The organism is Mesobacillus sp. QJM3NY_10, assembly GCF_056173465.1.
Map to the genome: position 1 here is coordinate 3,301,982 of NZ_CM149675.1, position 24,882 is coordinate 3,326,863.

Here is a 24,882-nt window from a genome sequence, read left to right on the forward strand (position 1 = left end):
ATTAAATCCCTTTCATCATTTGGAACATCGGCAACAAGATGGCTAGATACAGTGCAACGACAAGCAGGCCAATGAAGCTGTACAAAATGGGCTGCACTGTTTTCAGCGCTTTTTCCGTTTTTTCTTCGAGTTCTTTCAGGCAGTGCCTGCTGTAAAAATAAAGCTCCTGGTCCAACTTGCCATTCTTTTGTCCATGCCTGATGATCCTCGACAGCTCAGCTTCAAAAAACGGGTACTCTCCCACAGCTCTGTCAAAATCCTGCCCAGCAGCCAACTTCGAAATCAAGTCCTTTCCTATTTCCCTTGAAAAAGGTTCATGGAGATTCTGCTCGAACACCTTCAATGCGGCAAGCACTGAAAGGCCACCAGAAAACAAATAGCTTAACTGAACCGAGAAATAGTGTGAGTAAAAAAGCCTGATAAATTTGCCAGCAAACGGCAGCTTTACAAGATTCATTTTTTGCTTGAGTGGATGAAGGTTCTTAAAGCTAATGATGTAGTATAAGGCAAGAAATGTAGTGAGACTAAGAAGAAAATAGAGTGTGAAAGGAAGAATATTGGCTGCCGCCGCGATGGTTTCCATAAAGATATTGGGGGCAAGGTTCATGTCTGTAAAAAGTGAATTGAATTTCGGCAGTAAAATTCTATTCACGAAAAAAAATAAAATGAACGTAAGCAATACTAGAAATATTGGATATGCGGCAAGCCTTTTTAATCTCTGGTAGTCAGCTTCCCGCTTAAGGACCATGTCGCTGCCCTCTGTTAAGGTACGAGCCAGTCCACCATGCTGCTCGGCAAAATAAACATAGCTGACCAGGTCCTTTTTAAATTTCAATTCTGCAAGAATCAAATATAAGGGAAATCCCTCACGCAGCTTTTCAAGGCTTCTTTTAACCTCCTCTTTCCGTTTCTTTTCCAAATAAAAAGTCATGGATTCAATCGCTTCCGCCAAAGAATAACCTCGCGACAGCAGTTCCCCGCTCCTTTTGAGGAACCGGGCCTGTTCAGCGACAGGCCACTTACTCTCCATCATTGAGAACCCACCTCTGGTATTCTGATTCCTTGATGAACCCCAGGGCGATGCCTTTACGAATTGCATCTTTGAGAGTTTTATAATGATAGCTCTGGAGCTCCCCTCTTGCTTCCTTAAGTACCGCAGATAAATCCTTCCCCGTAAGGATTTCGAAAACATTTCCCCTTTTACCGCTGCCTGATGAAAAGCAAAATGGCGAGCAAGTCCCCTCGCAGTAAGGGCAAGTCAATTCAACGAGTCTCTGTGCCGTTACTGCAATCAGTGTCTGTTCAATCTCAAGCCAATTAATCCCGAATTCAATCAGCCTGTAAATCGCTCCTCTGGCATCCCTCGTATGCATTGTCGTCAGGACCAAGTGTCCTGTCAGCGAGGCTCTTATAGCCGTTTCAGCCGTCTCTTTATCCCGTATTTCCCCAACCATAATAATATCCGGATCATGCCGCAGGATTGCTTTCAGTCCAGCAGAATATGAAATTCCGGCCCGTTCATTGACCTGGACCTGCAGCACTGTATCACTCGGTTTTTCAATTGGATCTTCTAGCGTAATGACATTACGATTCACCAAATCCGAGGTTTCAGAAAGCATGGAATATAATGTTGTCGTTTTACCGCTTCCAGTTGGACCAGTAAAAATGATCAAGCCGTGTGCGTGTTTTAATAGGGAAATCAGTTTTTTTGATGTGGATGGGAATAATGAAATTTGGTATGAAGGAGTTTGGTTTTGTTCGGGAAGGAGACGAATGACCATACTCTCGCTCTGGTAAGCTGGAAGCGTGGAGATTCTTAAGCCTATCTTCATTTCTTGATACTGATAGGTAAAAGCACCACTTTGAGGCCGTCTTTTTTCACCAATATCCATTGAAGCTGTGAATTTGAAGTGGGAAATGAGTCGCTCACAATCAGCTTGTTCAAGCGTGTACCGGGGAAGCAGCTGATTGCCAAGCCTGAATTTAATCAGTGTGTCTTTCTCGCGAGGGATAATATGAATGTCCGACGCTCCACTTCTTAAAGCATCTTTCAAGACATTATCCGCTAGCTGTTCAATTGATTTAACAATAAGGATGCACCACCTTTTTTGGTTATAAAAAGAGATTTCGCCACAATCCTTTTGTTTCCTGCGGAAAATCCGGCTTAAATGTGTATAAAAAGTGACAATTCTATTCATAATAACTACCGTAACGTCAGCAAGTCATATTATTGGGCTATAGCCAAGCGGTAAGGCAACGGACTTTGACTCCGTCATGCGTTGGTTCGAATCCAGCTAGCCCAGTTACTGAAAAAACGGAAGCAGATGCTTCCGTTTTTTCGTCATTTCGAGATTTTTTTCAAGGCATCTGGGTTAAATCCAACAATCAGCTTTTTGCCATTTGTCAAGATCGGCCGTCTAAGCAGTTTCGGTTCCTCAATGACAAGTTTGATTACTTCTGAAAGTGGCAGATCTTCCATATCTACTCCCAAATTTTTATAAGTTTCTCCCCTCGTTGCAAGCAGTTCATCAAAGCCTTCAGTCGTCAGCGATAAAATCTGCAGCAATTCATTTTTTGATGGAGTATCTTTGAACATGTGACGTTCATTGAATTTCACGCTGTTTGAAATCAGCCACTTTTTTGTTTTACGGCATGAAGTACAGCTTGGATATGAATAAAACGTCAGCTCTTCCATTAAGTTAACCTCCTGGCGATCAAAATTATCTTATATACGCATTGTATAACTTTTGTATAATATTTGTATACTATTTTGTCATCATTTCGCCATTTAGTTGTGAACATTTTCTAAACATATAGTGTAAACAGTGTAAACCTTATTTTCCTCTGTATTATAATGAAAGCAAATTAGTGGTCTGAGGTGAACTAAGGTGGAGCAAACATTAAAAATTACAAGTGTTTTGTCTGACCCAACGCGTTATTATATTTATCAATACATCACAAAAAGACATAAGGATGTTACCGTACAGGAAATCGCCGACAATTTTGATATCCATCCAAATGTGGCAAGGCTGCACTTATCGAAACTTGAAGATGTGAACATGCTGATTTCAGAAACAAAAAAGACTGGCAAAGGGGGACGTCCGAGCAGACTGTACAGACTGTCCGATGAAGTGATCCAGCTTCACTTTCCATTCCGCGATTATCAGCTATTGTCCAAAATCGCGATGACAACAATGATGTCTCTGGGAGAAGCGGGAAAGAAAGCATTGTACTTGACCGGAAAACGTTTCGGGGAAGAACTGATTGAACAAGAAGTATCCCGACACTCACATATGTCAGCTGAAATGACGTTTGAGCATAAACTAAACTCAATCAAGAATGCTGCGACTCTTGCTGGTTTTTATCCTGAATTCGAACCTAACAGCGAAAAGACTAAGATTTACTTCCAGATCTTCAACTGCCCTTTCAAGGAAGTGGCAATGGAGCATACAGAAACAGTGTGCAATATGCATTATGAATTCTTGCGCGGTATGTTCGAATCACTGTTTGGTGAGATCGAACTGATCGAAAAAGAGAACATGTTCACAGGCTGTGACTCTTGTTCATATCAAGCTGTTATTGCACAATAATCAATCCTTGTTTACTTTTTACTCCACTTTACTTTATAATATGATAGTGATGGACTTGTAGGGTAAAGGAGGGATATCTTTGGATCGTATGTACAGAGTTTTAGGATTCTGGACGGGAATCTTTGCTGTCATGTTTTTCTTAGGTGACATGTATACGACGTCCTTGATTTTCTTTGGTCAAACTGGATTTTTCTTGCTTTTAAGTTACTTGAAACTGTCTGAGCGTATGTACATTTACGTCTTCGGCGCATACTTAACGATTTTCTTTGCTGGGTTTACTTACTGGTCAACATTTATGATGCCATTAGGTGGAACTGGACATTGATCAATTGTTACGCTCAAATAAAAAAAGCGATGTTTATACATCGCTTTTTTTATTTTCCACGCGTATATTAAAATAATTTTCCACTAGTGTGATCAAGACCCTTTTCCTGAACAACGACATCAAAGGACTGGCTGATCCCCCCTGGCAAAATCAGACTCCGGATCGCGCGATTCCGCTTACTTGCTTCTGAAAACGGATTGGGGTCATTGTGTTCTGCAAGCTCTTCTAATATGCCAGCAGCCATAAGGAACTCATCCTGCCTCATTTTTTGTACGAAGTTCAGACTGTATTTTTCACCGATTATTTTAAGGGCATCAAAATGCACATGACTGGTAATATCCATCTTTCCCGGATGCTGCAAAACGTCATGATGCATCTGGTGCTGGTAATATCCCCTTAAGCTTCCGCGCCTGCGCGATGGGTGCATCCATTCTTCTTTCGTATATCCGTAATCTACAGTCACCACGAGGCCTTTCGTTAAGGTATCAGAGATAGATTCAATGAACGGTTCAAAGGCAAGCGGGATCTCAATCCTTTGCCCTTCTGCCAGTTCAAGTTCTTGGTCATTTAAAAAATCGGTAATCCGATCATCCATGACCGGAACCATGATTTCGTTTAGTTGTCCATTTTCATGGCCTACGAACACTTCTCTCACAATACCCTCGCTTTTTTCGACGACATGGACAGGGAAAGCGTCAAATAATTCATTCGAAAAAATCAGCCCTTCTTTCATGCCTGTATCTGCAAATGTACTACCGTAAAGTATCTTAACATCTTCTAGACCGTTCAACTCCGCTTTCTGCAGCTTTCGATGATAAGGGCTGGCTTCAACGATACAGTATGTTAGCCTCTCATCATTCAAGTCTTTCCAACCCTGAATAAATGCGCGTGCAAACCGACCATTCCCAGCTCCTATTTCACAAACAGATGGCGGCAGGCCAAGGTTTCTAGAATGTTTCGCAAACCATTTGCCTATCAATCTGCCAAATACATCTGATACATTGCTGGTTGTATAAAAGTCCCCTTCTTTCCCTATTTTTTGGCGTTCCTTTATGTAATAACCTTCCTCCGGGTGATAAAGTGCAAGTTCCATATACTCAGCATATGAGATCATTTTTTCCGGGGAAGCGTCAATAATCTGTCTAATAATTTCTTTCATAATAACTCCTTGAAAAAAAGTTTTCACTATTGACATAGTGTTTTTGTTATTATATTGTTTTAGTAGTAGCTTAACTATATCCCCTCCCATGATATGAATAGAACATCCCCCAGGAAAGCCCTTCTCTTTGAGAAGGGCTTTCCTTGTTCTGCTACCTTTTTAAAATCCGTTTAAAAAAGGATTCGAATCCATTTCTAAACCAATCGAGGTTGCTGGTCCGTGACCAGGGAGGACTTCAGTTTGTTCTGGCAATACAAGGAGCTTGTCATGGATGCTTCTTATTAGTTGATTATGGTTGCCACCCGGCAAGTCCGTCCTTCCGATGCTGCCATTAAACAGGGCGTCTCCTGCAAGGACAAACTCTGCTTCAGGAAAGTAGATCGATATACTCCCTGGAGAATGCCCCGGTGTTTCAAATACTTCGAACTCAAAACTGCCAATTGACATTGCGCCTTCATCTTTGATCAAATGGTCAGCAGGACGCGCTTTGATTGGCTCGTTAAGCATAAAATGCTTTGAACCATTCAAAGAAGGGTCTGTTAGCCAATCCTTTTCTTTTTCATGAATATATACCTTGATTCCGTACTTATCTCTTATTCTATCCACTGCCCCGATATGATCGAAATGAGCATGAGTGAGCACAATTGCTTCCGGCTTCAATTCTAGCTGTTCAAGCACTGTTGCCAGCTTTCTCGGATTATCACCAGGATCCACAATTAGGCATGATTGGTTTTCATCATAGACAACATAACAATTTGTTTGTAAGGGACCTAGGGGAATCTGTTTCCATTTCATCAAAATAGCCTCCAGCTTCTAGTGGTATTATTAATACATTTATTTTACACTATTGTCAGGCAAGTTTTAAGGATTGCGATAGAAAAGCTCATGTACCTTGATGAGCAGACCCAAAGGATGATTTTTTAAAGTCACAATTAATTAGTTTTGTACATCCCGGCACAGAGGAGGCTGCTAAGTGCAAATTTTCATTGGAATTGAAGCCAACCCTTTACTTTCAGAACTGCCTGACTTTGACCAGTTTCTACAAACAACTGCACCTCCGCTTCTAATTCATGAAAATATTTATATTTATCACGATCCACAAATAGCAGATGTGGCTTCGGATTTGCTGTCGGAAGCAGATCTCCTTGAAGAAATGCATCAATTGATAAAAACAGAAGGAAAAGCGGGAGAAGATTTTTACGATTATGGCTTTCAAACCGGTGCCGATGTTTTTCTATTTGCGAACGATTTGTCAGCCTTCAGATTTACAGGTGGCAGCAAAGTTCAGACTGAAATGGCTCTCTTACAGCTGGAAGAACATCTTGTGTTTACGACTGTTGAAGGTATTTATTTTACCATAGACCATTATACTGAACTGGTATTGGGTATAGTAAAGGCATATGAGGTGAAAGTTGAGTTTTTAGACCTCGACAAATGATGTAAAAAAATATAAAATATAAAACGAGTGTATGCTTGTCATTACATAACAGGCTGCCGCCTATATTTCATTCAAACTTTTTTACAAACAGGCTTTATGTCTGCCTAATTTATGAAGGGGGCTTTTTCATGGGTTTTGCGATTATTTGCGCTTTAATTACACTGCTTGCCGGCTATGCAACATTTTCGGCACTTAAAAACAAAAACATTCTTGGTATCGTGTTTGGTGGAGGAACATTCCTGGTTATTGGCTGGTTCACAGTCATGACGATCCTTACCTCTGGATTCCCAACACCTCATTAATACGAAACACAAAAAAGACCACCCTTTGCAGGTGGTCTTTTTCGTTTATATTTTAGAAACTTTTTGTACTAAGATTAGTATCCAGCTCCAGCGCTTGTCGGGGCTGACCGAGGCGCTTGCGCTTTTCTTATTGCTGAAGCAATTCGTTTACTCTGTTTACCTTATCCTGCATCTTTCTTTTCACATCACGCCTGTCATCAATCCGGATATTTGTGGCTACCCGCTGGATGCCAGCATTGAACGGTGCTTCGTGAATCGCCTGGATTACCTCAAACAGAACGGGAAGTTCACCTTCAATCAAGGTATTCATCGGTGTAAGTTGATATTGGATTTTGCCTTGTTCTTCATACTGCTTAAGGATTCTTTGAATATCCGCTACATAGGAACTGACACTTGGTGTCTGTGTTCCGATTGGAATCACTGTTACATCTACAATTGCCATCAAAATCTCTCCTTGAAAATTATTAGTGAACGAGATCAATGATCTCGTTTGTCTCGATATTCAAGACTTTATCAAACTGGAAACCGTACAGGCACATTTCTCCGGAGGGAGAGCAGGAAAGGGGCTCGTTGGCCATTTCGGTGAAAATAACTTCCTCGTTACCTGAATCTAAATGATAACGGAGCAAGTCAAACCCACCATCGTAAAGGTCCGCTTCACCCTGCTCTGTTGCCCGCAGATAAATAAAATTCTTTCCATTATCCATTAAATCATAAAAAGGGACGACCCATCCAGAAAAAGAAGTTAACAACGGAGCCTCGATACTTCCAACCGATTTGTCACCATTCCTGAAGAAGGCATACAGACCCGATTCTTCATTTTCTTCTTCATCCACTTTTACAGTCATTAAGTATGGTCCTTGCGAATCAAATTGATATACATCTTCGAGTAAGGTTTCAGTTTTGTTTTCCTTCAAAGAAAAGGTTCGTAGCGGGGCATCTAGTGAAATCCCGTCTTCATCCCACTTCTGATAAACGAGGACATCCTCAGAAATCCACCTTACAAAAGGCTCTGGCAGTTTGATCTCTTTCAGATTATTATCCCTTAAATCCAATAAATAACTTCTGAAATCCCAATCTTCTGTAAATGCAGAAACAATTAGCAAATTCACATCGAATGGATTCCACTCAAAAGTTAGTTCATATGATTGAATGCTTGTAGAATACAATTCTTTCCCTGTCAAATCGATAACAGTGAGGAGACCCTCCTCTGATGCAGCGCTATGTATCATCACCTTTTTCTTCTCCGGACTTGGTACCGCGGTTATGATTGGCTGCTCACTTCTATACAGCAATGATGCCTTTCCTGTTCCAAGATTGTATGAATATAATAAAGAAGTGCCTTCCCCTTTATTTGAAATGTAGAGAATTTCTGAATCACTTAGCCAGCCCGCAGACTTATAGAATTCTTCCTGTTCCCCCATCTCGATTGGAACAATTTCTGCTCCTAAAAACGAAGGCCCTGGAGATTCCTTTACTCTATTTAAGCTGTGACCAGCTCCCTCATGCAATGAAGCATCAAGCTTCTGGGAACAAGCGGATAGGCCGAGTGCAGAAGTGATGATGATCAGCAACAACCAGCTAACATAAGGTATACGATATGTACTCTCCTTAATTTGTCTCACCTCTACCCCCCCATTTTAAACAATGTATATATCTGTACGTTAGAAACTTGTAAATGTTTCAATAATTTCCAAAAATTCATATATATTTTTAATACAGAATATTACTGACTTCCATCAAACAAAAGTGAAAATCCCACTAAGTAATATCCCATGTATCCAGTCAAATTACCATCCTTATTTTTCTGAAAGAAACAATTTTCACAATAAAAACCTGCACCATTAAGGCACAGGTTTCTCTAAAAATTACTCATTTGATTTCGGATAACTCTTTTCTTTACTGGCATTTTTCTCGTCATAAAATCTCAGCAAGTCCCCGTAAATAATTTTATCGGAAAACTCGAGCTCGTTCTTTGCTTGATCAAAGAAAGGCTCACAAGCTGTTTTGTCAGTCGGCTCACCAGTTGATTTATCATAGCAAGCTTCTCTCGTGAATACATGATCCTTCGTGATGAAGCTGCCATCGCGCAGAACCGCAAAGTCAAGCCGGTCCTTTGAGAATAGGTCTGATCCGAAGTCAATGTTATTCTTAGTATCGATTCCCAACAGGTGGAGAATAGTCGGCTTGAGGTCAATCTGTCCGCCTACAGTTGGAATCGTCTTGCCTTCCTGACCTGGGATATGAACAATCAATGGCACCTGCTGCAGCTGCGTGCTTTCAAAAGGTGTAATCTCCTTGCCGAGATACTCACCCATCGCCTTATTATGGTTCTCGGAGATTCCGTAATGATCACCATATAAAATGATGATTGAGTCCTCATAGAGGCCTTCATCTTTTAATTTTTGGATAAACAGCTTCAAAGCTTCATCCTGATAACGGACAGTCGGGAAGTAATTGTTGACTGTCTTGTCATTTGAAGTATACGGCTCGACAAAGCGGTCTTCCTCGTTCAATTCGAATGGGAAGTGATTCGTCAATGTAATGAACTTTGAATAGAATGGCTTTGGCATAGCCTTCAAATGATCAACAGACTGTTGGAAGAACTCAATATCTTTCATTCCCCAGCCTACAGAATTTTCTTCTTTCACATCATAATCCGGCAACGAATAGAAACGCTCGTATCCCAGTGATTGATACATGATATCACGGTTCCAGAAGCTTTTGTTATTCGCATGCAGAGAAGCAGTGAAATAGCCGTTCTCATTCAAGATTTCAGGTGTGGCTGTATATTCATTACCTGAGTGCGTAAAGAAAACTGCACCTCGGCTTAATGGATACAATGAGTTATCAACAAGGAATTCAGAGTCCGAAGTTTTACCCTGGCCGGTCTGGTGATAAAAATTATTAAAGTAATAGCTTTCTTTAATGAAATCGTTCAGGAAAGGTGTAATTTCCTGGCCATTCACAGTTTGATTTATGACAAAGTTCTGCGTGGATTCCATTGAAACCAGAATCACATTCTTGCCCTTAGCAATACCAAACATGTCCTCGTTCGGCGGCAGATAGTTAGCGCGCACATAGTTGTCGATATCAGCCAGTTCACTGCCATCAGCCATAGCTCTCTGTGCCGAAGACTTTGACTGTAAGAAAGCATCATAAAGGTGATAATTGTATGTCCCAATATTTTTGACCAGCATTTCTCTATCGAATGTTCTTGTCAACAGCTGCGGACGCTCAGTTTCAGCCATTCCCAGGTTGAAAAATGAAATCGCGATCGCCACAAGAAAATACGCTCTGCGGTCCACCTTGGTATATTCCCGATATCCTATTACATTTGGTTTGACTTTTAATAGAAGTGCCAATACGAGGAAATCAGCGAAATATAACAAGTCACTGAAGTTGATCAATTCAGTAACACTGCTTCCCAAGTCGCTCATATTGCTCGTTTGGAAAAGCACAGGTATCGTCAGGAAGTCATTGAAGAAACGGTAGAACACTACATTGGCGAAAAGAATCGCTGAAACTATGAAACTTGTAATCAAAATGTAGCGTTTCTGAGCCTTTTCCTTCATGAACATGCTGATTCCAAAAATGACCATCAGGAAACTTAATGGATTCATGAACAGGATAATCTCCTGTCTCCAGTTCTCAATCTTTATATCAAAGCTAGTTTTATAGGCAATATAAGTCTTTAACCAAAGCAGGACTGTCGCAATCACAACAATGGATGCTTTAGTCCATTTATTATTCTTCATTTGTTTGTTACCTCCCTGTTAAAAATAACAGATATGGGAAATTTAAGGTGATTTTTTCCACCTGCTTAAGAATCAAAGATAATCTTAATACTTTTTTTTCTAAAAAGCAAACAAAATCAAACCTAAAAAAGCATAGACCAATTACTGTCATTTTCCTCTATTTTAGACGAATCAAACCTAAAAAAGTTTCAGGAATGTCCAAATTTCGAAAATTGAAACTTTTAGCACATAAAAAAACAGGGAGTTTTGTCACAAAACTCCCTGAAGCTTATTAGGCTTGTGCTATCTTGTTTTTGACCAGCCACGCAGCACCAATCACACCTGCATCATTTCCCAATGTTGCGATACTGATTTCAGTCGATTGCGCTACTCGAGGAAAAGAATTACGTAAAAATTGTTCTTTTATTGGATCGAGCAAAACATTTCCTGCTTTTGAAACTCCGCCTCCAAGGACGATTTTTTCAGGATTAAGCGTATTAGCGATATTCGCAAGAGCAATTCCCAAATGCAAAGCAACTGAATCAATGACTTTCAACGCTAATTGGTCATTTCTTTTTGCAGAATCAAAAACATCTTTTGCCGTAACATGGCCAGTTTCCTTATACACCGCTGCCAGTTCTCCGGCTGGGGTTCCTTCGTTTAATGCTTTAGTGGCAATTCGGACAATTCCAGTTGCTGAGGCAATCGTTTCCAGGCAGCCAGTCTTGCCACAGTTACACGGAGCCCCACCTTCAGCCATAGAAGTAATATGGCCTATTTCACCAGCAGCACCGCTGACACCGTGTACAATGTCGCCATTCGTGATAACTCCGCCGCCTACACCTGTTCCCAGAGTGACACATACAAGATCTTTTGCACCATTTCCAGCACCTTTCCACATCTCACCAAGTGCTGCGCAGTTAGCGTCATTATCGATTACAGCCGGAAGCGAGGTTTCGACTTCAAGCAAGTCTTTTAATGGGTAAGGCTCTCTCCATCCAAGGTTCACTGCTTCATAAATTACGCCAGTGGCAAGGTCAACTGGACCAGGTGCTCCCATGCCAATCCCGATGATTTCACTTTTTGAATGCCCTAACTCTTCAAGCTTCGCATCAATCGCCTTTGCGATATTGACCGTTATATTTTTCCCTTGTTCTGAAACATCTGTTGGGATCTCCCATTTATGAAGGATTTCTCCATATAAACTTATGAAAGCAAGTTTAGTTGTTGTTCCTCCTAAATCTACACCTACAAGCCACTTTTCAGCCATATTCAGTCACCTTTTCTCATGTACGTTTTTTTTCTTTTTCCATTCGGATTTCTTGTCTTAAAAGTAAAATCGCAGACTGGTAATCTTTTGTCTCAATCAATTGGGAATTATACATTTCCTTCAGTTCTGCTCCCATGAGCTCTAGATCCGCCACTCTGTCACCTATGTAAATAAATGTCCCGGAATTTTTTCAAGAACTGCTGGATATCGTAAATCGTCTTCAACGTAATCCCCTCAATGTTTGTGAAAATAAGAGCATGTTTCCATTACCTAAGTATAAAGGATACTTAATGCCTGCTCAAGTATGCAGAAGAAGATTTTATGACAAATACCAAAGTCTTTCATCACTAAATTGGCTTGTTCATCATGACTACCATAAGACTTCTTACCAATAAAAAAAAGCAGCAAGCGCTGCTTTTTTTGTGTGGAGTGTTATGGGGCTGTTGATTTACGTTCCAGGCGCTTCGCTTTCCGCGGGAAGAATATGAAAAAGACCACTTGCCGTCTTTTTCATAAGCAATTCTTCCTCAGGGCTGGCGCTGAGCCTCCTCGCCGCCGTTGGCGTCTGCGGGGTCTCACCTGTCCAGCGAATCCCGCAGGACTTTGAAGAGCTACCTCGAACCTTCCCACGCACGATGGAAATGCGTTAGCATTTTCGGAGTCTACGCGCCTTCCACTCCAATCAACAGGACTTCCAATCTTTGATAGAGCGCACCTAATCTCTTCTCTAAAAAGACTTAAATAGTGCATGAGAAGATGGATATGTATCGAAAAATACTCCAATGCATAGGAACAATTAAAATATTCAAGATGGTACCCTTTCAAACAACTTGCTCCCTAGTACCTTTTATTACGTAAAAAGGGTTTCGGAACGAGAACATTCCTAGACCCTTTTTTCCACTACTAAAAGCAGCATAGGCTGCTACTTAAATCCTACCTATCGGGATCCTGCGGTTTCAAAATCCGCGGCCTTCTGTTCTTTAATGGGATTGGAGACCGAACGAGCACGTCACGGAATGCCCGCGGGTTGAACGGTATGAATGGCCACAGGTAAGGTACTCCAAAGGAATTCATTCTTGCAAGCAAGATGATGAACAGGACGACCCCAATCAGAAATCCGTATAGCTGGAATGCTGCAGTCAGTACTAACAGGAAGATCCTTATAAGCCGGTTTGCCAGGCTCATTTCATAACTTGGTGTTGCGAAAGTTCCAATTGCCGCAATCGCAAGGTAAAGGATGACTTCATTTGTCAGCAGGCCCACTTCGACTGCCACTTGCCCAATCATCAAGGCGGCGACAAGTCCAAGCGCGGTTGCCAGGGAGGTCGGCGTATGGATTGCAGCCATCCTGAGCACATCGATTCCTATTTCAATCAGGAAGAACTGAAGAAATAACGGAATTTGACCTGGATCATTCGGACCGATAAATGCCAGCTTCTCCGGGAGCAGTTCTGGTTTGACCGCGAATAAATACCATAAAGGAAGCATGAACAAGGATGACCATACAGCCATGAAACGCACCATTCTCAGATAAGCCCCGACAACCGGTTTATTTCGGTACTCCTCTGCATGCTGCAAATGATGCCAGAAGGTTGTCGGCGTTATAAGGACACTTGGCGATCCGTCAACGATGATGCATACATGCCCTTCATATAAATGTGTGGCAGCGGTATCCGGGCGCTCTGTGTATCTTACAGTGGGAAATGGGTTCCAATGCTGGCCTGAGATAAATTCCTCGATCGTTTTCTCTCCCATCGGCAGTCCGTCCGTATCAATTTTACTGATTGAATCCTTTACTTTCTTGACCATCTCAGGATCGGCAATATCTTCTATATAACTGACGACCACATCCGTTTGCGACCTTCTCCCGACCTGCATGTACTCCATTCTCAATGTGCGGTCACGGATTCTCCTTCTTGTAAGCGCAGTATTGAAGACCAATGTTTCCACGAAACCATCTCTCGAACCTCTTACCACCCTTTCAGTATCTGGTTCCTGCGGACCGCGCACTGGATAGGTTCTTGCATCTATCAGGATGATTTCGGCCACTCCATCTACCGCTAGCGCCGTAGGGCCGGCCAGAACCATATCTGCTACCTTATCAAGGTCGTCAGTCGTTTCTACCTCAACATAAGGGATGTATGTCTTGACCAGTTTCTTGAGTGTATCAATGTCCAGGGCGCCAGGCTCAAGTTTCGCAAGCAACTGCATGATATAGAGAAGGATATCGTCCTTTACGAATCCATCTACAAGAAACAAAGCCATTTCCCTGCCGGCGTACTCGACATCCAGCTGGATGACATCAAAACTCTTGCCAATTCCAAGTTCTTCTCTTAAATACTCAATATTTTTTTTTAGATTTTCCTGTACGGGATGCTTCGTTTTTTCTGCCATATTCTATCCTAACACCTTTCATTAAGGGCTCTTTTATAGACTTTGTTGATGCGGCAATGAATCTTACCGTGGTCTTAGACCAGGTTAAAATTGAAAGAGCACTTACCATGTATTACAGGAACAGCTATTAAGCAATAAGCTGACCAATATTTTCCTGTCCGCTTCTTTCACCATCTTAGACAAAAAAACGCAAATACATACTTAATTGCATGTGTTCCGGACAAGTATCATATAGTGGTTATACCGACCTACCAGACAATCTGAAAAGGGTGAGCTTAATGAAAAAGTATGTATTTTTGGGAATTAGCGTTTTTGCCATTGCAGTCTCTGCGTTAATGATTCAACTTCAGAACATCAACAGTTCGGAGGAGACGATCACTTTTTTTCCATTGAATGATTCTGTGCAGTACAAGAGCGCGAGTACTTCATTGACGCTGCAAAAAGATAAGAAGAATGATAAGCACACGATTGATTGGAAGATGCAATCCATGTTGGACCAGGAGGCATACTTAAGACAGGATATGGGGCTATTATTCGTCAACGGCCTTTTAAAAGGAAAAGCTGCCAAATGGGAGCAGGATACAGCAGATGTTTACCAGGAAGACTTCATTTCAAACAGGGAAAGCGCAAGGTATGACGCCATCACTTTTCATTATTCCGAACTGCATGGTGACGGCGAAAGAATCACAAGTGCTCAAAGGATGTCTGATGACATGCTATATGTGATTGATTCTCCTTTCAGCCCACTTCAATCCTTCTCTATCGCCAAAAGTAAACAGGAGAAGGAATGGAAGAATGTCCTGGATCAGAGTGTAAGTAACACACTGAATAAAAGCTTGAACAAGGCTGAAAAGAAGTATGGGTTTAAAGCTTCGAATTATATTGCTGTACCTCTCGATACAATTAGAAAATACGAAGACCAGCCTATAAAAGGTTTTACCCAAAAGGAGACTGCCAATATTGTTGGAAAGCTATGGGAGGGGTTATATAAAAATTATTACCTTGGCATAAAAAAAAGCGATGGCACTGTCGTTGATCCGATTGACAGTACCATGCCTTTGATTTTGGTTTCTAATGATAAGAGCCATCTGCTGGTTGTAACACAAACTGACTCTGGTGAAAGCATCGTACTCAAGCAGCTTCTTCAAGGTAGTAATTAATCTGCTCAAGTGTTTTTCGGTAACTATCCTGCCCGGGATTTAACTCTACCGCCTTTTCAGCATAAGTTTGAGCTTTCTTGAGTTCCTTTTCATCGAAATAAATCAATGCGAGATTGTAATATGCTTCATGGAAATCAGGAGCCATATCAATAACCTTAAGAAGATTACGTTTAGCTTCCTCAAGCTGACCCAACTTTATTTCGGTAAATGAAAGCATGAATAATGATTCCGCTGAAAGTGTCTCCAACTGGCGATAATCCGTAAGTAGCTCATTTGCCTGTTCATACTCTTCGGCTTTTATATGCTGTTGCGCAAGCACCAATATTGAGCTTTCATCTACTAAATTTGCTTTGCCGCTAAAACCATACTGCAAGGTTAAAAAAACTGCAGCAACTGAAACAGCCAGGAATGCTCCTTGAAGCAGTGGGCGTTTCTTTTTAGGAAGGTGGAAAATACCGGCTGATGCAAATCCTCCGACAAGGCCTCCTATATGTCCAGCATTATCGATTCCAGGAATGGTAAAGCCAAAAGCAAGGTTGATTCCAAGCACCACAAGAATATTCAGTCCCAATGTCCGCCAAAACAGTCTTGGTTTGGCGACACCAAAATAAAGTAGAGCTCCAAAGCAGCCAAAGATCGCGCCGCTCGCTCCTGCTGAAAGATTTGGACTAAAAATGAAGCTGGCCAGTACTCCGATGAAACCTGAGAAAATATAAATAAACAAAAAACGCAAATTGCCGTAAAGGCGTTCAACCATCGTCCCTAAGTAGTATAAAGCGAGAGTATTCATGAATAGGTGGAGCAGGCCAATATGAATGATAATCGGTGTGAAAAAACGCCACCATTCACCCTCAAGTATAAGCGGGTTGAATTTTGCACCAAATTTTATCAGCGTTGAAGTATCCGTGCTACCTCCCGCTGCCTCAAGAACCAGAAACATCAGCACCTGTACCGCAATGAATAGATAGGTGAAAAAGGGCTTCCCATAATTAAATATCGATTGTTCTTCCTTAGCGCGACTAACCGCGCTGGAAAGAGCATTTTTCTTAATAGACTCTATGTCATCGACAGAGAATTCCTCTGCTAAATCAATCTCGATGTTGCCATCAATCCTATTTTCTATTTTCCTTAATGCTTCTGACGCATTTGCCCGATCCACTATAATGGACTCAACAGTTACCTTGCTATTTTCAGAAAGGGTCGGTTCGGCGATTCTAAACTCATAATCGTCTACTGGGGGATACGCACTAAAGTAGAGATTAAGAATCTTCAACTCTCCTTTAGCAAGTTTCCTGCGGATTCTGTCTCCATTCTCCGCAGTCATCCCGATATCCCTTTGCAACCAGTTGGTCCAATCAAGATTATAATGCAGCAGGCGAACAACCTGTGTATTCTTGTCTTCTGTCTTTTCCAGCCATAGCTCTCTATGATCCTGCGATAGCTGTAGGATACGATACTCCTTCTTCACAATCAGGAATTCCGTGACCTTCCAAAACAAATACTCTTCCAAAAAAGCCAACATCTCCCCTACTTTCCTGCTCCGGTCCCAGCCGTTAATATGTATTTATTTTTTCCTCTATAAAATTATTATAAACTAAAGTTCCATTAGCAAGATAACAAGAGCCCTTAAAACAGAAAAAGACCCGACAAGGTCTTTTTACTGAGGCTCTTTTCGTAAACTTTGTAGCTTTCTCAACAAGAGTAAAAACCGGCACCTGGGTTTTTACGAGTATGATCGTAAATCCTCTTTAGAATTCTCCTCGAAAAGAGCCCCGATACCTTAATTAATGTGGATACCAGTATAGGTTCGAAAAGCAATAATCAATACGAAAACAGCCTTTACTGAAACTCCGAAGGTCCTGAGAATAATGAATCCATCATTTTGCTTCTAATACCCGGCAGACCCATGATTGAACCTACAGCCACCCGTCGCAAAAACCTGTTGCCAAGAAGCATATTCATGACCCTGTACCTGTTCTCAAAAACAAAATAGCCTGCCAGACCAAGCATGAAAATCGAAATTATTTTCCTTGCCATATAAATCCCTCCCTTTTTATTTTGGGAATAAACCCAATTTTTTATCCACTCATCTTTAAATATTCATTCCAAAAGATGTATATATAATAGAAGAAAACGGTTACAAAAACAGCGAATAAGAAAAAATGGCTGCAACAATCAGAAGCTTGAAAAAAGTTGGTTACAGTTCTCGATTTAATAGCAAGAGGTTGATTGGAGCGGAAGGTGCGAGACTCCTGCGGGATCAGCGGGACAGGTGAGACCCCGCAGGCGCTTTAGCGCTGAGGAGGCTCACCGCACGCCCCGCGGAAAGCGAAGCATCCTGGAGTGGAATTCAACCGGGCAATTTAACAATGGCTATACTTTAAGGACTTTTTCAATGGTCCTTTGATCAACAGCCCATTTTTCTTATCCCTTCAAGACAGGGTCCATTACTTTTCTCAATACTTCTACAGAATGGTCAAATTTCTGTTGTTCTTCTTCATCCAGGGAGAGTTCGACTATTTCTCTGATCCCGTTGCGGTTGACTATAGCTGGAACGCCGATATAGATGTCGTCGTGACCATATTCGCCGTTTAGTTGGGCTGAAACCGTAAGGATAGAATTCTCATTTTGGAGAATCGCTTTAGTCAATCGGACAAGACCCATGGCGATTCCATAATAAGTGGCTCCTTTACGTTGGATGATATGATAGGCAGCATCCCGGACATTTGTGAAAATCTCTTCCAGGTCATCGTGTTTATAATGCTCCTGATCTTTCATCATTTTGGCGATCGGCTTTCCGCCTATGTCCGCATGGCTCCATACAGGCAATTCGGTATCACCATGCTCACCTATAATATAGGCATGTACGTTTCGAGTATCTACATTGAAATAATCTCCAAGCAAGAATCGGAATCTTGCAGTATCAAGAATTGTCCCTGAACCAATGACACGTTCCTTTGGCAATCCAGAGAATTTCCATACAGCATATGTGAGGATATCAACAGGGTTTGTTGCGACAAGGAAAATTCCGTCAAAACCGTTGGCCATAATTTCATCTACAATGCTTTTGAAGATTTTCGTGTTTTTCTCTACAAGATCCAGCCTTGTTTCTCCTGGTTTTTGATTGGCACCAGCACAAAGCACCACCAAATCCGCATCCTTGCAGTCTGCATATGTACCAAACCAGATTTTAGTCTGGGAAGGCGCAAACGCCATTCCGTGATTCAAATCCATAGCGTCCCCTTCTGACTTTTCCTTATTAAGATCAACAAGTACTAATTCTTCAGTTACTCCCTGATTGACCATCGCAAATGCATAACTTGAACCAACGAAGCCTGTTCCAACCAAAACAACACGGTTTACATGATTTTTCATGCGTATACCCCCTTGAATTATTTCTTCTCAATTAGATTGTACTTTTTTTATCGAAATTAATGTATTGCTTTTAATATAAGGAAACGTTATCATTATAAACATTTTGTTACATTTCGATTCGTGTTGTATTCTTTGATTGCTGCCATCCTGTTTACCATTGTTACATCTAATTTGAATTTAAAGGATGTTATATAAAGCCATTCCCATAATAGCTGCTGTCAAACATGAGATAAAGTTTACGACATCGTTGTTAATCCGGGTAAATCCTGAAACCTGTTTGGTTGCCAGGGTGCAATGGGTTAATTTTTCAGTATAAAGATTGCAGCGAACGCATTTAAATCCTGCCTGAATATAGGCTCCTAACAACGTATCCAGCAACGCCCCGGTCACACCGAAGAGAAACACAGACAATATCCAGCCAGTTCCTTCATCGAATAGATAACCACCGGTTAAAGCAATTAACAAGGAGCCTGCTGCTGAAGCGGCTGTTCCAAATCCAGATATTGCTCCCGAGGTTCCACGTGGCACCCTTTTGAAGGATTTGATCGATACCGGCTGCTGTCTGCTTAGCACGCCAAGTTCTGATGCCCAGGTATCTGCATTGGCACTGGCAATGGAAATCGCAAGTACAATGATCCAAACTGGATCAGGAGAAATAAAATGTGCCAGACCCGCAATTGCTGCAGTTCCCCCATTTGCTGCTACCTGGGCCCAATCCCTTGCTGATCCTTTTTCATGTAACTCTCCCAGGTGTTCCTTCACCTTGCTTTTATACCTGGACAGGAGGCTGGAAGTGAGAAAGAAAACTCCCATTAAAAAAAGTCCCTTTAAACCAAAACCTGCCCATATGGACATCCCGGTCAAAAAGGCAGCTATAGCTCCCGATGGTTTCAAAAGCTGAAAATATCCTGAAGCAGCCGCAAACAAGGCAATAAATCCAATTACCAAGAGCTGGTCAATCTCCAATGACGATAACTCCTTCGCTGGTGATTATTTTTCCAACCGGGATATCATGACTTTCAATAGGAATATCAGAAACGAGCTGGTCTTTAAATGCCAAAGAAATCGTTTTTCCATGATAGTTTGCCAGAAAACGATCATAGTATCCTCCTCCAAACCCGAGCCTGTATCCGTTTTTATCAAAAGCGAGTCCAGGAACGACGACTAAATCTATCTCTCCAGCGCTCACAGTATTCGTTTCGGAAACAATTGGCTCTAGCAAACCATAAAAGACGGATTCAAGTTCAGAAAATCGCTTCAGTTCCCTGAAGTCCAGTCTCCGTGTCTTCGGCTCACATTTTGGAACGACTACTCTTTTCCCCTGCTCCCATCCCTTCCTGATAATTTGGAAAGTATCGACCTCTGGAGCTTTTGATACAGTGATCGCGACTGTTGAAGCTTCCATCCATTCGTCAGTTTGGAATAGCTGCTGTGCTACCGTATAAGATTGGTCTTCGTATTGTGGCAGGCTAAGCTCTGATAGTTTTGCTTTAATGGACTTTCTAAGTTTTTTTTTGGCATCCATCCGTCTTTCCCCCAAACATCCTGAGTATTATATGTATTGTTTTACTAACGCCATGAAGTAACTCTCTATGTATAAACAATACCATTACTTCAAGCAAGCGAGAAATGAATTATATGGTTTTTAGACAAACAAAAAAGCAGCTGGGAAAAATCCCGCTGCTTATTTTGTTTCACGATGTAAAGTTGCGCGCTTTTCTCTTGAGCAGTATTTCTTAAGCTCAAGACGATCTGGGTTGTTACGCTTATTTTTTTTAGAAATATAGTTGCGCTCTCCGCATTCTGTGCAAGCTAATGTAATATTTACACGCATGTAATTTCCCTCCAAACTATTCTAGCTAGGTTCGTGCATACGACTTTTCTATAATATCACTTTTTGTCGGGAATTGCTAGTGTGTTTTTTAAAAGCATTTCATTCAGATGAACAACCATGTTTTTTTCATTTCCTTCGATCATCCAGCAGCTGCTTTTTTGTGTTTCACGAGGACCCATTTGCAAATCGAGCGAGAAAAGGCTGGCCGCAGATCCCTTTGCCATTGGCTGATAATTAAGCTTCCCAGATTCCTGGCAATTCCAGAGTCGTTCAGTGCTCACATTCCATAACGGCTGAACTGTACACTGTTTCATCCTGCCATTGCTGTTCAAACCGTTTACAAGGTAGATTCTTTTATCTGCAAAGTGAAAGATGACATCTTCATTCGGTGATACAAAACTGAATTGTTCATTAACACTATCAGCATGACGCTGCATCAGGATTAATTTCGCTTCCTTGCCAACTTTGGAATGGTTCGTCACATAAAGATTGAAAAGTTCTACCCTTGAATGAACATTTGCCTGTTTGATTTTTATCGATAAATCTTCCTGCGGCAAAAGTTTCTCAGTCACATTCCCAAGCCTATACACATTTCCATTGACCCATATGCCAGGACTAAAAATCAATGGTTTCCTGCTGTATTCAAAGTTCTCTTCATTGTCGATTCTGAGATAAGCATTCGTCTTCATTAATACCCTCCTTATGGCAATAGTTTGATATCGCTCTTATATATAGTGTATCTGTTGACTTTGCATTTCGTTCCCAGCTGAATTTCTCAATAACTGAAATCCTACCGTTTCGGCCGATTTCCTCAGCGCGGGCTTCATTTTCAAGAATCCAATTAATGATATGGACAAGGCTTTCTTCATTTCCTGGCTGCATATAGAACCCGGTTTTAAAATCTTCAATTAATGTTTGCAATCCTCCGGTTTTCGCCACTACTGTCGGGACGCCAGCGGAAAGCGCCTCAGCAGCGGCAAGTCCAAAAGGTTCATAGCTGCTGGAAAAAACAGCCACATCTGCTCTTTTCATTAAATTGAAACGGATTTCTTCATTAACGAATCCTATAAAATTGACGAACCCATCCAGTCCCATCTCCACAACCTTTTCCCTATACTCTTCTAATAACGGCCCATTTCCAGCTACTACAAAACATAGATTCGCAGCTTTATGTTTCAGCAGGACCGCAGCTTCAATCAAGGTTTGAAATCCTTTTTCCTTAACAATTCTTCCTATTGAGAAAACCAGTTTCTTGCCGGAAATGAACGGATATAACTCTTCGATATCAAAATCTTGTTCATCCACTTTTTCCGATAGAGCCCCATTAGGGATCACTGTAATCTTGTTGTCGGGAACTTGAAATAAAGAGATGACCTCAACTTTCATAAAGTCGCTGCATACGATGATTTCATCTGCAGAATGGCACAGTTCATTCTCTTTTCTGGAAATAAATTGCTGAAGCTCGGTAAAAATGCCTTTATTACGGCCGAATTCCGTGCCATGAATCGTTGCAATCAATGGGATATCCAATGTTCTACTGATAAAATCTGCCGCTGGTCCTGTCATCCAGTCATGGGTATGAACAGCATCAAATTCAATATGTTTTGCAATATTCAATGCTTCTTCAATGACAGCAAGATTCAATCCCGCCATCCAGGAAAGGAAATTGGGATCCTGATCATTAATGGGATTTACCCGGTGGATATGGACAGTACCTTGTTTTTCATATTCTTGACTATCATAGGGTTTACTCGTTAAAACATGAATTTGCTGATTACTTTTAGCAAGTTCAGTTGACAGTGCATGTACATGTCTCGCAAGCCCGCCTATTATATGAGGTGGGTATTCCCATGAGAGCATCAGGATTGTTTTCTCTTTTTGACTCTGGCTGCCTTTCACTTGAGGATGCTCCCTTCAAGATTCTCATAATATGTGTAGGTGCTCACCTTTCCGGCCCACCCAGGTGAAAGTGGTTTGTCCACTTTCAGCTGGTTTTCGTTATGCTGGATAGCCGAATTTGACTTTAACAATGGAAAAAATGTCTCTGTGCTTCGTTTAATCCCCAGTTCAACATAGTAATTACCGGTTGGTTTAATCCCCTTGAACAGCCAGCTTGACACATCATGACGAAGAACGACTTCATGGATGACTTTCCTGGAGTCATGATCATATAAGCGCAAGGTTTTAGTGAGCTGTTCTTCCGGTATGTAAAAATATTCGCAAATGAACCGCACCTTTTCATCCTGGAGCTGCCAGTAAACAAATAGCTTGCCAGGTGTAATGATTCTCGCAACTAAATGATCCTGGAGCTTGTTAATATAATGAGTCCTCTCCGCCACGTTGCACCCCCAAATTAATCATTATATTAATGGAATTGAAAATATATTCGTTAAATTTATGTTAGCATGTTCGTCTGCCAGCCACAATGAACGCAAATTGTCGTAATTTGCAGCTTGCTGGATACTCTACGAAAAAACGTTTATTTATTTTTCTATAGTCTTTTAGGATTACAAATATGGCGGGGATTCGACAGCCTTTACAGCGACTGGAAATCATAATAAGACAAAACTATCATTTTTTTTCAGGAAAAAAATATAAATCGAATTTTCCTACCTTGAATGGTAAACTAATTCTATGTGTTCTAATAACAGCTCGGGAGGAATAACAGATGGGCTACATAATCATCAGTCTTTTTGTCCTGGCCGCGCTTCTTTTCGCAATTTCTTTCTTTTTGAAAGATCCATATAAAGAATTGCGCGAAGAAATCGACCAGCTGACAATCCAGCAAATCCAGGATCTATACCAGATCAAGAAAAAGCTTAAGGTACTGGAGGAAGAATTGCTCGTAAATGATACAACCCTGGAAAAGCAATCTTCATTCAATACTGGCAAAAACCAAATTCACGATATCATAAAAAATCAGGTGTGGTCGCTTGCCCAGCAAGGGATGGATATAAACCAAATTGCAAAGCAATCATCACTTACAAACCAGGAAGTCCAGGAAATCATTAATGAATTTGTTGATAAAGGACAGATCGTATGAATAAACGAACAGCGCAAGCATTTGCATTAGGACTTATTTTTGCAGCGATTTTCCTCTGGGCAGGCAGCAGCGTAATCGCTGAAAAAGAACCAGAGAAGGAAGTTGCCGTTTCAGATGCCAAGAAGATTCTCGAAGAAAAAGGCTATAAGGTGTTGAGCAGCGGCGAGTTTGCCAAACTTAACGAGAAAAAAGCTGAAGTTGTTAAAGAAGAAAAACCAAAAGAAGAAGCTCCTGCTGAAAAAGCAGAAGAAGTAGAAGAAGTAAAAGAAGAAAAGAAGTTCACACTCATTATCGCCAGCGGTATGTCACCCGGTGATGTCGCAACAATGCTGGAAAGTCAGGGGATCATCGACGACGAAACCAAATTTGAGCGATTCCTGATTGATAAGGGTTACCATACAAAGGTACAAATCGGCAAGTACGAACTGAAAAGCGGCCTGGATTATCACCAAATCGCGAAAATCATTACGAAAAATAGATAACGAACTAAGACCCTCTAGCTGGAGGGTCTTTTTCTTCGTCTTTTTTAATAATCTTAGAAAAAGGAGCAGGGATCCCCTGCTCCTTAATTGCTTATTGATTTAAATCGTATCTCTTCCCTTTTACAAGGTAAAAGACGTTTTCGGCAATATTTGTTACGTGGTCTGCTGAGCGTTCGAGGTAACGGCTGATAAATGAGAGCTGGGTGATTTGCGCCAGTTGCTCGGGCTTCGTTTGAGCAAGGCTTAAGAGTTCCTTGATTGTCTGTCCATACAGGTCATCAACCTGGTCGTCCATCTGTGCAACCTGTCTTGCTTTACCCAAATCCTCTTCGTTATAGGCTTCTAATGATAATTTAAGCATTTCAAGTGAGATTTGATGCATCTGCTTGATATGCTCAATCGGCTTTACAAGAGGCTCCTTCCCGATCCTGATCGTCGATTTCGCGATGTTCACTGCAAAATCCGCCATTCTCTCAATGTCAGTCGCAATCTTGATCGCTACAATCAGCCTTCTTAAATCCACAGCTACAGGCTGCTGCTTCGCAATCAATAAAATCGCAAAATCATTAATCTCCTCTTCGAGAAGGTTAGCATTCGCGTCATCTGCAAGAATTTTCAAAGCAAGCTCAATATCCTTTTTTTCAAGGGCTTCTAGAGATTGGTTTAGCGCATTGACTGCAAAGTTCCCGAGTTCCAGCAACTTTTCATGCAATGTCTTCAGGTCTTCTTCAAACTTCCCTCTAACTACCATATATCATCATCCTTCCAATGAA

The 24,882-nt window shown here is 41.3% G+C and carries 27 protein-coding genes, 1 tRNA gene and 1 pseudogene; 8 read left to right on the forward strand and 21 right to left on the reverse strand.

Translation table 11 applies throughout. The features are described from left to right. Position 1: 1 nt before the first annotated feature. Positions 2–1,033 (reverse strand): competence type IV pilus assembly protein ComGB, encoded by a 1,032-nt coding sequence (comGB, locus tag AC0VX7_RS16690; protein ID WP_475425105.1) that lies wholly within the window; start codon positions 1,031–1,033, stop codon positions 2–4. After that, positions 1,020–2,198 carry a competence type IV pilus ATPase ComGA gene (gene comGA, locus AC0VX7_RS16695; protein WP_475425106.1) on the reverse strand — a complete coding sequence of 393 codons (1,179 nt, stop codon included), beginning with the start codon at positions 2,196–2,198 and terminating at the stop codon, positions 1,020–1,022. The genes comGB and comGA overlap by 14 nt, the downstream gene beginning before the upstream one ends. A gap of 33 nt (positions 2,199–2,231) precedes the next feature. Between comGA and AC0VX7_RS16700 the strand changes: the two genes are divergently transcribed. Next, positions 2,232–2,303: transfer RNA gene (locus AC0VX7_RS16700), tRNA-Gln, on the forward strand. Positions 2,304–2,341: 38 nt separating this feature from the next. Here AC0VX7_RS16700 and AC0VX7_RS16705 read toward each other — a convergent pair. Beyond that, complete coding sequence (locus AC0VX7_RS16705) at positions 2,342–2,695, reverse strand: Spx/MgsR family RNA polymerase-binding regulatory protein (RefSeq protein ID WP_475425107.1); 354 nt, start codon at positions 2,693–2,695, stop codon at positions 2,342–2,344. Between the two features lie 193 nt (positions 2,696–2,888). Here AC0VX7_RS16705 and AC0VX7_RS16710 point away from each other — a divergent pair, with 193 nt between their 5' ends. Beyond that, positions 2,889–3,590: a helix-turn-helix transcriptional regulator gene (locus AC0VX7_RS16710; protein WP_215036417.1), complete on the forward strand. Its 702-nt coding sequence runs from the start codon at positions 2,889–2,891 to the stop codon at positions 3,588–3,590. 79 nt (positions 3,591–3,669) lie between these two features. Continuing rightward, the gene (locus tag AC0VX7_RS16715; RefSeq protein WP_023627332.1) at positions 3,670–3,915 is read left to right on the forward strand and encodes a DUF2626 domain-containing protein; all 246 of its coding nucleotides are present in this window, start codon (positions 3,670–3,672) and stop codon (positions 3,913–3,915) included. Positions 3,916–3,982: 67 nt separating this feature from the next. Here AC0VX7_RS16715 and AC0VX7_RS16720 read toward each other — a convergent pair whose 3' ends face one another. Together AC0VX7_RS16720 and AC0VX7_RS16725 are read right to left on the reverse strand one after the other, a co-directional pair. Continuing rightward, on the reverse strand, positions 3,983–5,074 hold the full coding sequence (locus tag AC0VX7_RS16720; RefSeq protein WP_475425108.1) for a class I SAM-dependent methyltransferase: 1,092 nt from the start codon (positions 5,072–5,074) through the stop codon (positions 3,983–3,985). 159 nt (positions 5,075–5,233) lie between these two features. Continuing rightward, complete coding sequence (locus AC0VX7_RS16725) at positions 5,234–5,869, reverse strand: MBL fold metallo-hydrolase (RefSeq protein ID WP_475425109.1); 636 nt, start codon at positions 5,867–5,869, stop codon at positions 5,234–5,236. 178 nt (positions 5,870–6,047) lie between these two features. Here AC0VX7_RS16725 and AC0VX7_RS16730 point away from each other — a divergent pair, with 178 nt between their 5' ends. After that, positions 6,048–6,512 carry a hypothetical protein gene (locus AC0VX7_RS16730; RefSeq protein WP_475425110.1) on the forward strand — a complete coding sequence of 155 codons (465 nt, stop codon included), beginning with the start codon at positions 6,048–6,050 and terminating at the stop codon, positions 6,510–6,512. A 128-nt stretch (positions 6,513–6,640) separates the two neighbouring features. After that, positions 6,641–6,814 carry a DUF2759 domain-containing protein gene (locus tag AC0VX7_RS16735; RefSeq protein WP_475425111.1) on the forward strand — a complete coding sequence of 58 codons (174 nt, stop codon included), beginning with the start codon at positions 6,641–6,643 and terminating at the stop codon, positions 6,812–6,814. Positions 6,815–6,941: 127 nt separating this feature from the next. Here AC0VX7_RS16735 and AC0VX7_RS16740 read toward each other — a convergent pair whose 3' ends face one another. The 6 genes and pseudogenes from AC0VX7_RS16740 to AC0VX7_RS16765 all read right to left on the reverse strand — a co-directional run bounded on the left by AC0VX7_RS16740 (position 6,942) and on the right by AC0VX7_RS16765 (position 14,215). Further along, positions 6,942–7,256, reverse strand: coding sequence for an MTH1187 family thiamine-binding protein (locus AC0VX7_RS16740; protein WP_214907052.1), 315 nt, complete (start codon positions 7,254–7,256; stop codon positions 6,942–6,944). A 22-nt stretch (positions 7,257–7,278) separates the two neighbouring features. Beyond that, positions 7,279–8,439, reverse strand: a complete 1,161-nt coding sequence (locus AC0VX7_RS16745; RefSeq protein WP_475425112.1) for a YqgU-like beta propeller domain-containing protein — start codon at positions 8,437–8,439, stop codon at positions 7,279–7,281. Positions 8,440–8,682: 243 nt separating this feature from the next. Then, the gene (locus tag AC0VX7_RS16750; RefSeq protein ID WP_475425113.1) at positions 8,683–10,572 is read right to left on the reverse strand and encodes an LTA synthase family protein; all 1,890 of its coding nucleotides are present in this window, start codon (positions 10,570–10,572) and stop codon (positions 8,683–8,685) included. A 271-nt stretch (positions 10,573–10,843) separates the two neighbouring features. After that, complete coding sequence (locus AC0VX7_RS16755) at positions 10,844–11,821, reverse strand: ROK family glucokinase (protein ID WP_475425114.1); 978 nt, start codon at positions 11,819–11,821, stop codon at positions 10,844–10,846. Between the two features lie 16 nt (positions 11,822–11,837). Next, positions 11,838–12,045, reverse strand: a pseudogene (locus AC0VX7_RS16760) (YqgQ family protein). A 709-nt stretch (positions 12,046–12,754) separates the two neighbouring features. Next, the gene (locus tag AC0VX7_RS16765; RefSeq protein ID WP_475425115.1) at positions 12,755–14,215 is read right to left on the reverse strand and encodes a spore germination protein; all 1,461 of its coding nucleotides are present in this window, start codon (positions 14,213–14,215) and stop codon (positions 12,755–12,757) included. 278 nt (positions 14,216–14,493) lie between these two features. Between AC0VX7_RS16765 and AC0VX7_RS16770 the strand changes: the two genes are divergently transcribed. Next, the gene (locus tag AC0VX7_RS16770; protein WP_475425116.1) at positions 14,494–15,375 is read left to right on the forward strand and encodes a hypothetical protein; all 882 of its coding nucleotides are present in this window, start codon (positions 14,494–14,496) and stop codon (positions 15,373–15,375) included. On the opposite strand, the gene AC0VX7_RS16775 is transcribed toward AC0VX7_RS16770, so the two are convergent. From AC0VX7_RS16775 to AC0VX7_RS16815, 9 genes are all read right to left on the reverse strand, one after another. After that, complete coding sequence (locus AC0VX7_RS16775) at positions 15,347–16,885, reverse strand: rhomboid family intramembrane serine protease (RefSeq protein WP_475425117.1); 1,539 nt, start codon at positions 16,883–16,885, stop codon at positions 15,347–15,349. The genes AC0VX7_RS16770 and AC0VX7_RS16775 overlap by 29 nt on opposite strands. A gap of 329 nt (positions 16,886–17,214) precedes the next feature. Beyond that, complete coding sequence (locus AC0VX7_RS16780) at positions 17,215–17,412, reverse strand: hypothetical protein (protein WP_041965489.1); 198 nt, start codon at positions 17,410–17,412, stop codon at positions 17,215–17,217. 387 nt (positions 17,413–17,799) lie between these two features. After that, entirely contained in the window at positions 17,800–18,750 is a 951-nt protein-coding gene (locus tag AC0VX7_RS16785; RefSeq protein ID WP_041965490.1) for an L-lactate dehydrogenase, read from the reverse strand. A 177-nt stretch (positions 18,751–18,927) separates the two neighbouring features. After that, positions 18,928–19,716: a DUF92 domain-containing protein gene (locus AC0VX7_RS16790; protein ID WP_475425118.1), complete on the reverse strand. Its 789-nt coding sequence runs from the start codon at positions 19,714–19,716 to the stop codon at positions 18,928–18,930. Continuing rightward, complete coding sequence (locus tag AC0VX7_RS16795) at positions 19,706–20,275, reverse strand: 5-formyltetrahydrofolate cyclo-ligase (protein WP_475425119.1); 570 nt, start codon at positions 20,273–20,275, stop codon at positions 19,706–19,708. The genes AC0VX7_RS16790 and AC0VX7_RS16795 overlap by 11 nt, the downstream gene beginning before the upstream one ends. Positions 20,276–20,434: 159 nt before the next feature. Beyond that, on the reverse strand, positions 20,435–20,584 hold the full coding sequence (gene rpmG, locus AC0VX7_RS16800) for a 50S ribosomal protein L33 (RefSeq protein WP_023627313.1): 150 nt from the start codon (positions 20,582–20,584) through the stop codon (positions 20,435–20,437). A gap of 56 nt (positions 20,585–20,640) precedes the next feature. Further along, the gene (locus AC0VX7_RS16805; protein WP_475425120.1) at positions 20,641–21,273 is read right to left on the reverse strand and encodes a hypothetical protein; all 633 of its coding nucleotides are present in this window, start codon (positions 21,271–21,273) and stop codon (positions 20,641–20,643) included. Then, positions 21,239–22,483 (reverse strand): glycosyltransferase family 4 protein, encoded by a 1,245-nt coding sequence (locus AC0VX7_RS16810; RefSeq protein ID WP_475425121.1) that lies wholly within the window; start codon positions 22,481–22,483, stop codon positions 21,239–21,241. The genes AC0VX7_RS16805 and AC0VX7_RS16810 overlap by 35 nt, the downstream gene beginning before the upstream one ends. Further along, positions 22,480–22,923 carry a DUF4912 domain-containing protein gene (locus AC0VX7_RS16815; protein WP_475425122.1) on the reverse strand — a complete coding sequence of 148 codons (444 nt, stop codon included), beginning with the start codon at positions 22,921–22,923 and terminating at the stop codon, positions 22,480–22,482. The genes AC0VX7_RS16810 and AC0VX7_RS16815 overlap by 4 nt, the downstream gene beginning before the upstream one ends. Before the next feature lie 329 nt (positions 22,924–23,252). Here AC0VX7_RS16815 and AC0VX7_RS16820 point away from each other — a divergent pair, with 329 nt between their 5' ends. Together AC0VX7_RS16820 and AC0VX7_RS16825 are read left to right on the forward strand one after the other, a co-directional pair. Continuing rightward, complete coding sequence (locus AC0VX7_RS16820) at positions 23,253–23,627, forward strand: hypothetical protein (protein ID WP_215036436.1); 375 nt, start codon at positions 23,253–23,255, stop codon at positions 23,625–23,627. After that, positions 23,624–24,109 carry a hypothetical protein gene (locus AC0VX7_RS16825; RefSeq protein ID WP_475425123.1) on the forward strand — a complete coding sequence of 162 codons (486 nt, stop codon included), beginning with the start codon at positions 23,624–23,626 and terminating at the stop codon, positions 24,107–24,109. Before AC0VX7_RS16820 ends, AC0VX7_RS16825 begins: the two co-directional genes overlap by 4 nt. A gap of 91 nt (positions 24,110–24,200) precedes the next feature. On the opposite strand, the gene phoU is transcribed toward AC0VX7_RS16825, so the two are convergent. Next, the gene (gene phoU, locus AC0VX7_RS16830; RefSeq protein WP_475425124.1) at positions 24,201–24,860 is read right to left on the reverse strand and encodes a phosphate signaling complex protein PhoU; all 660 of its coding nucleotides are present in this window, start codon (positions 24,858–24,860) and stop codon (positions 24,201–24,203) included. Between the last annotated feature and the right edge of the window lie 22 nt (positions 24,861–24,882).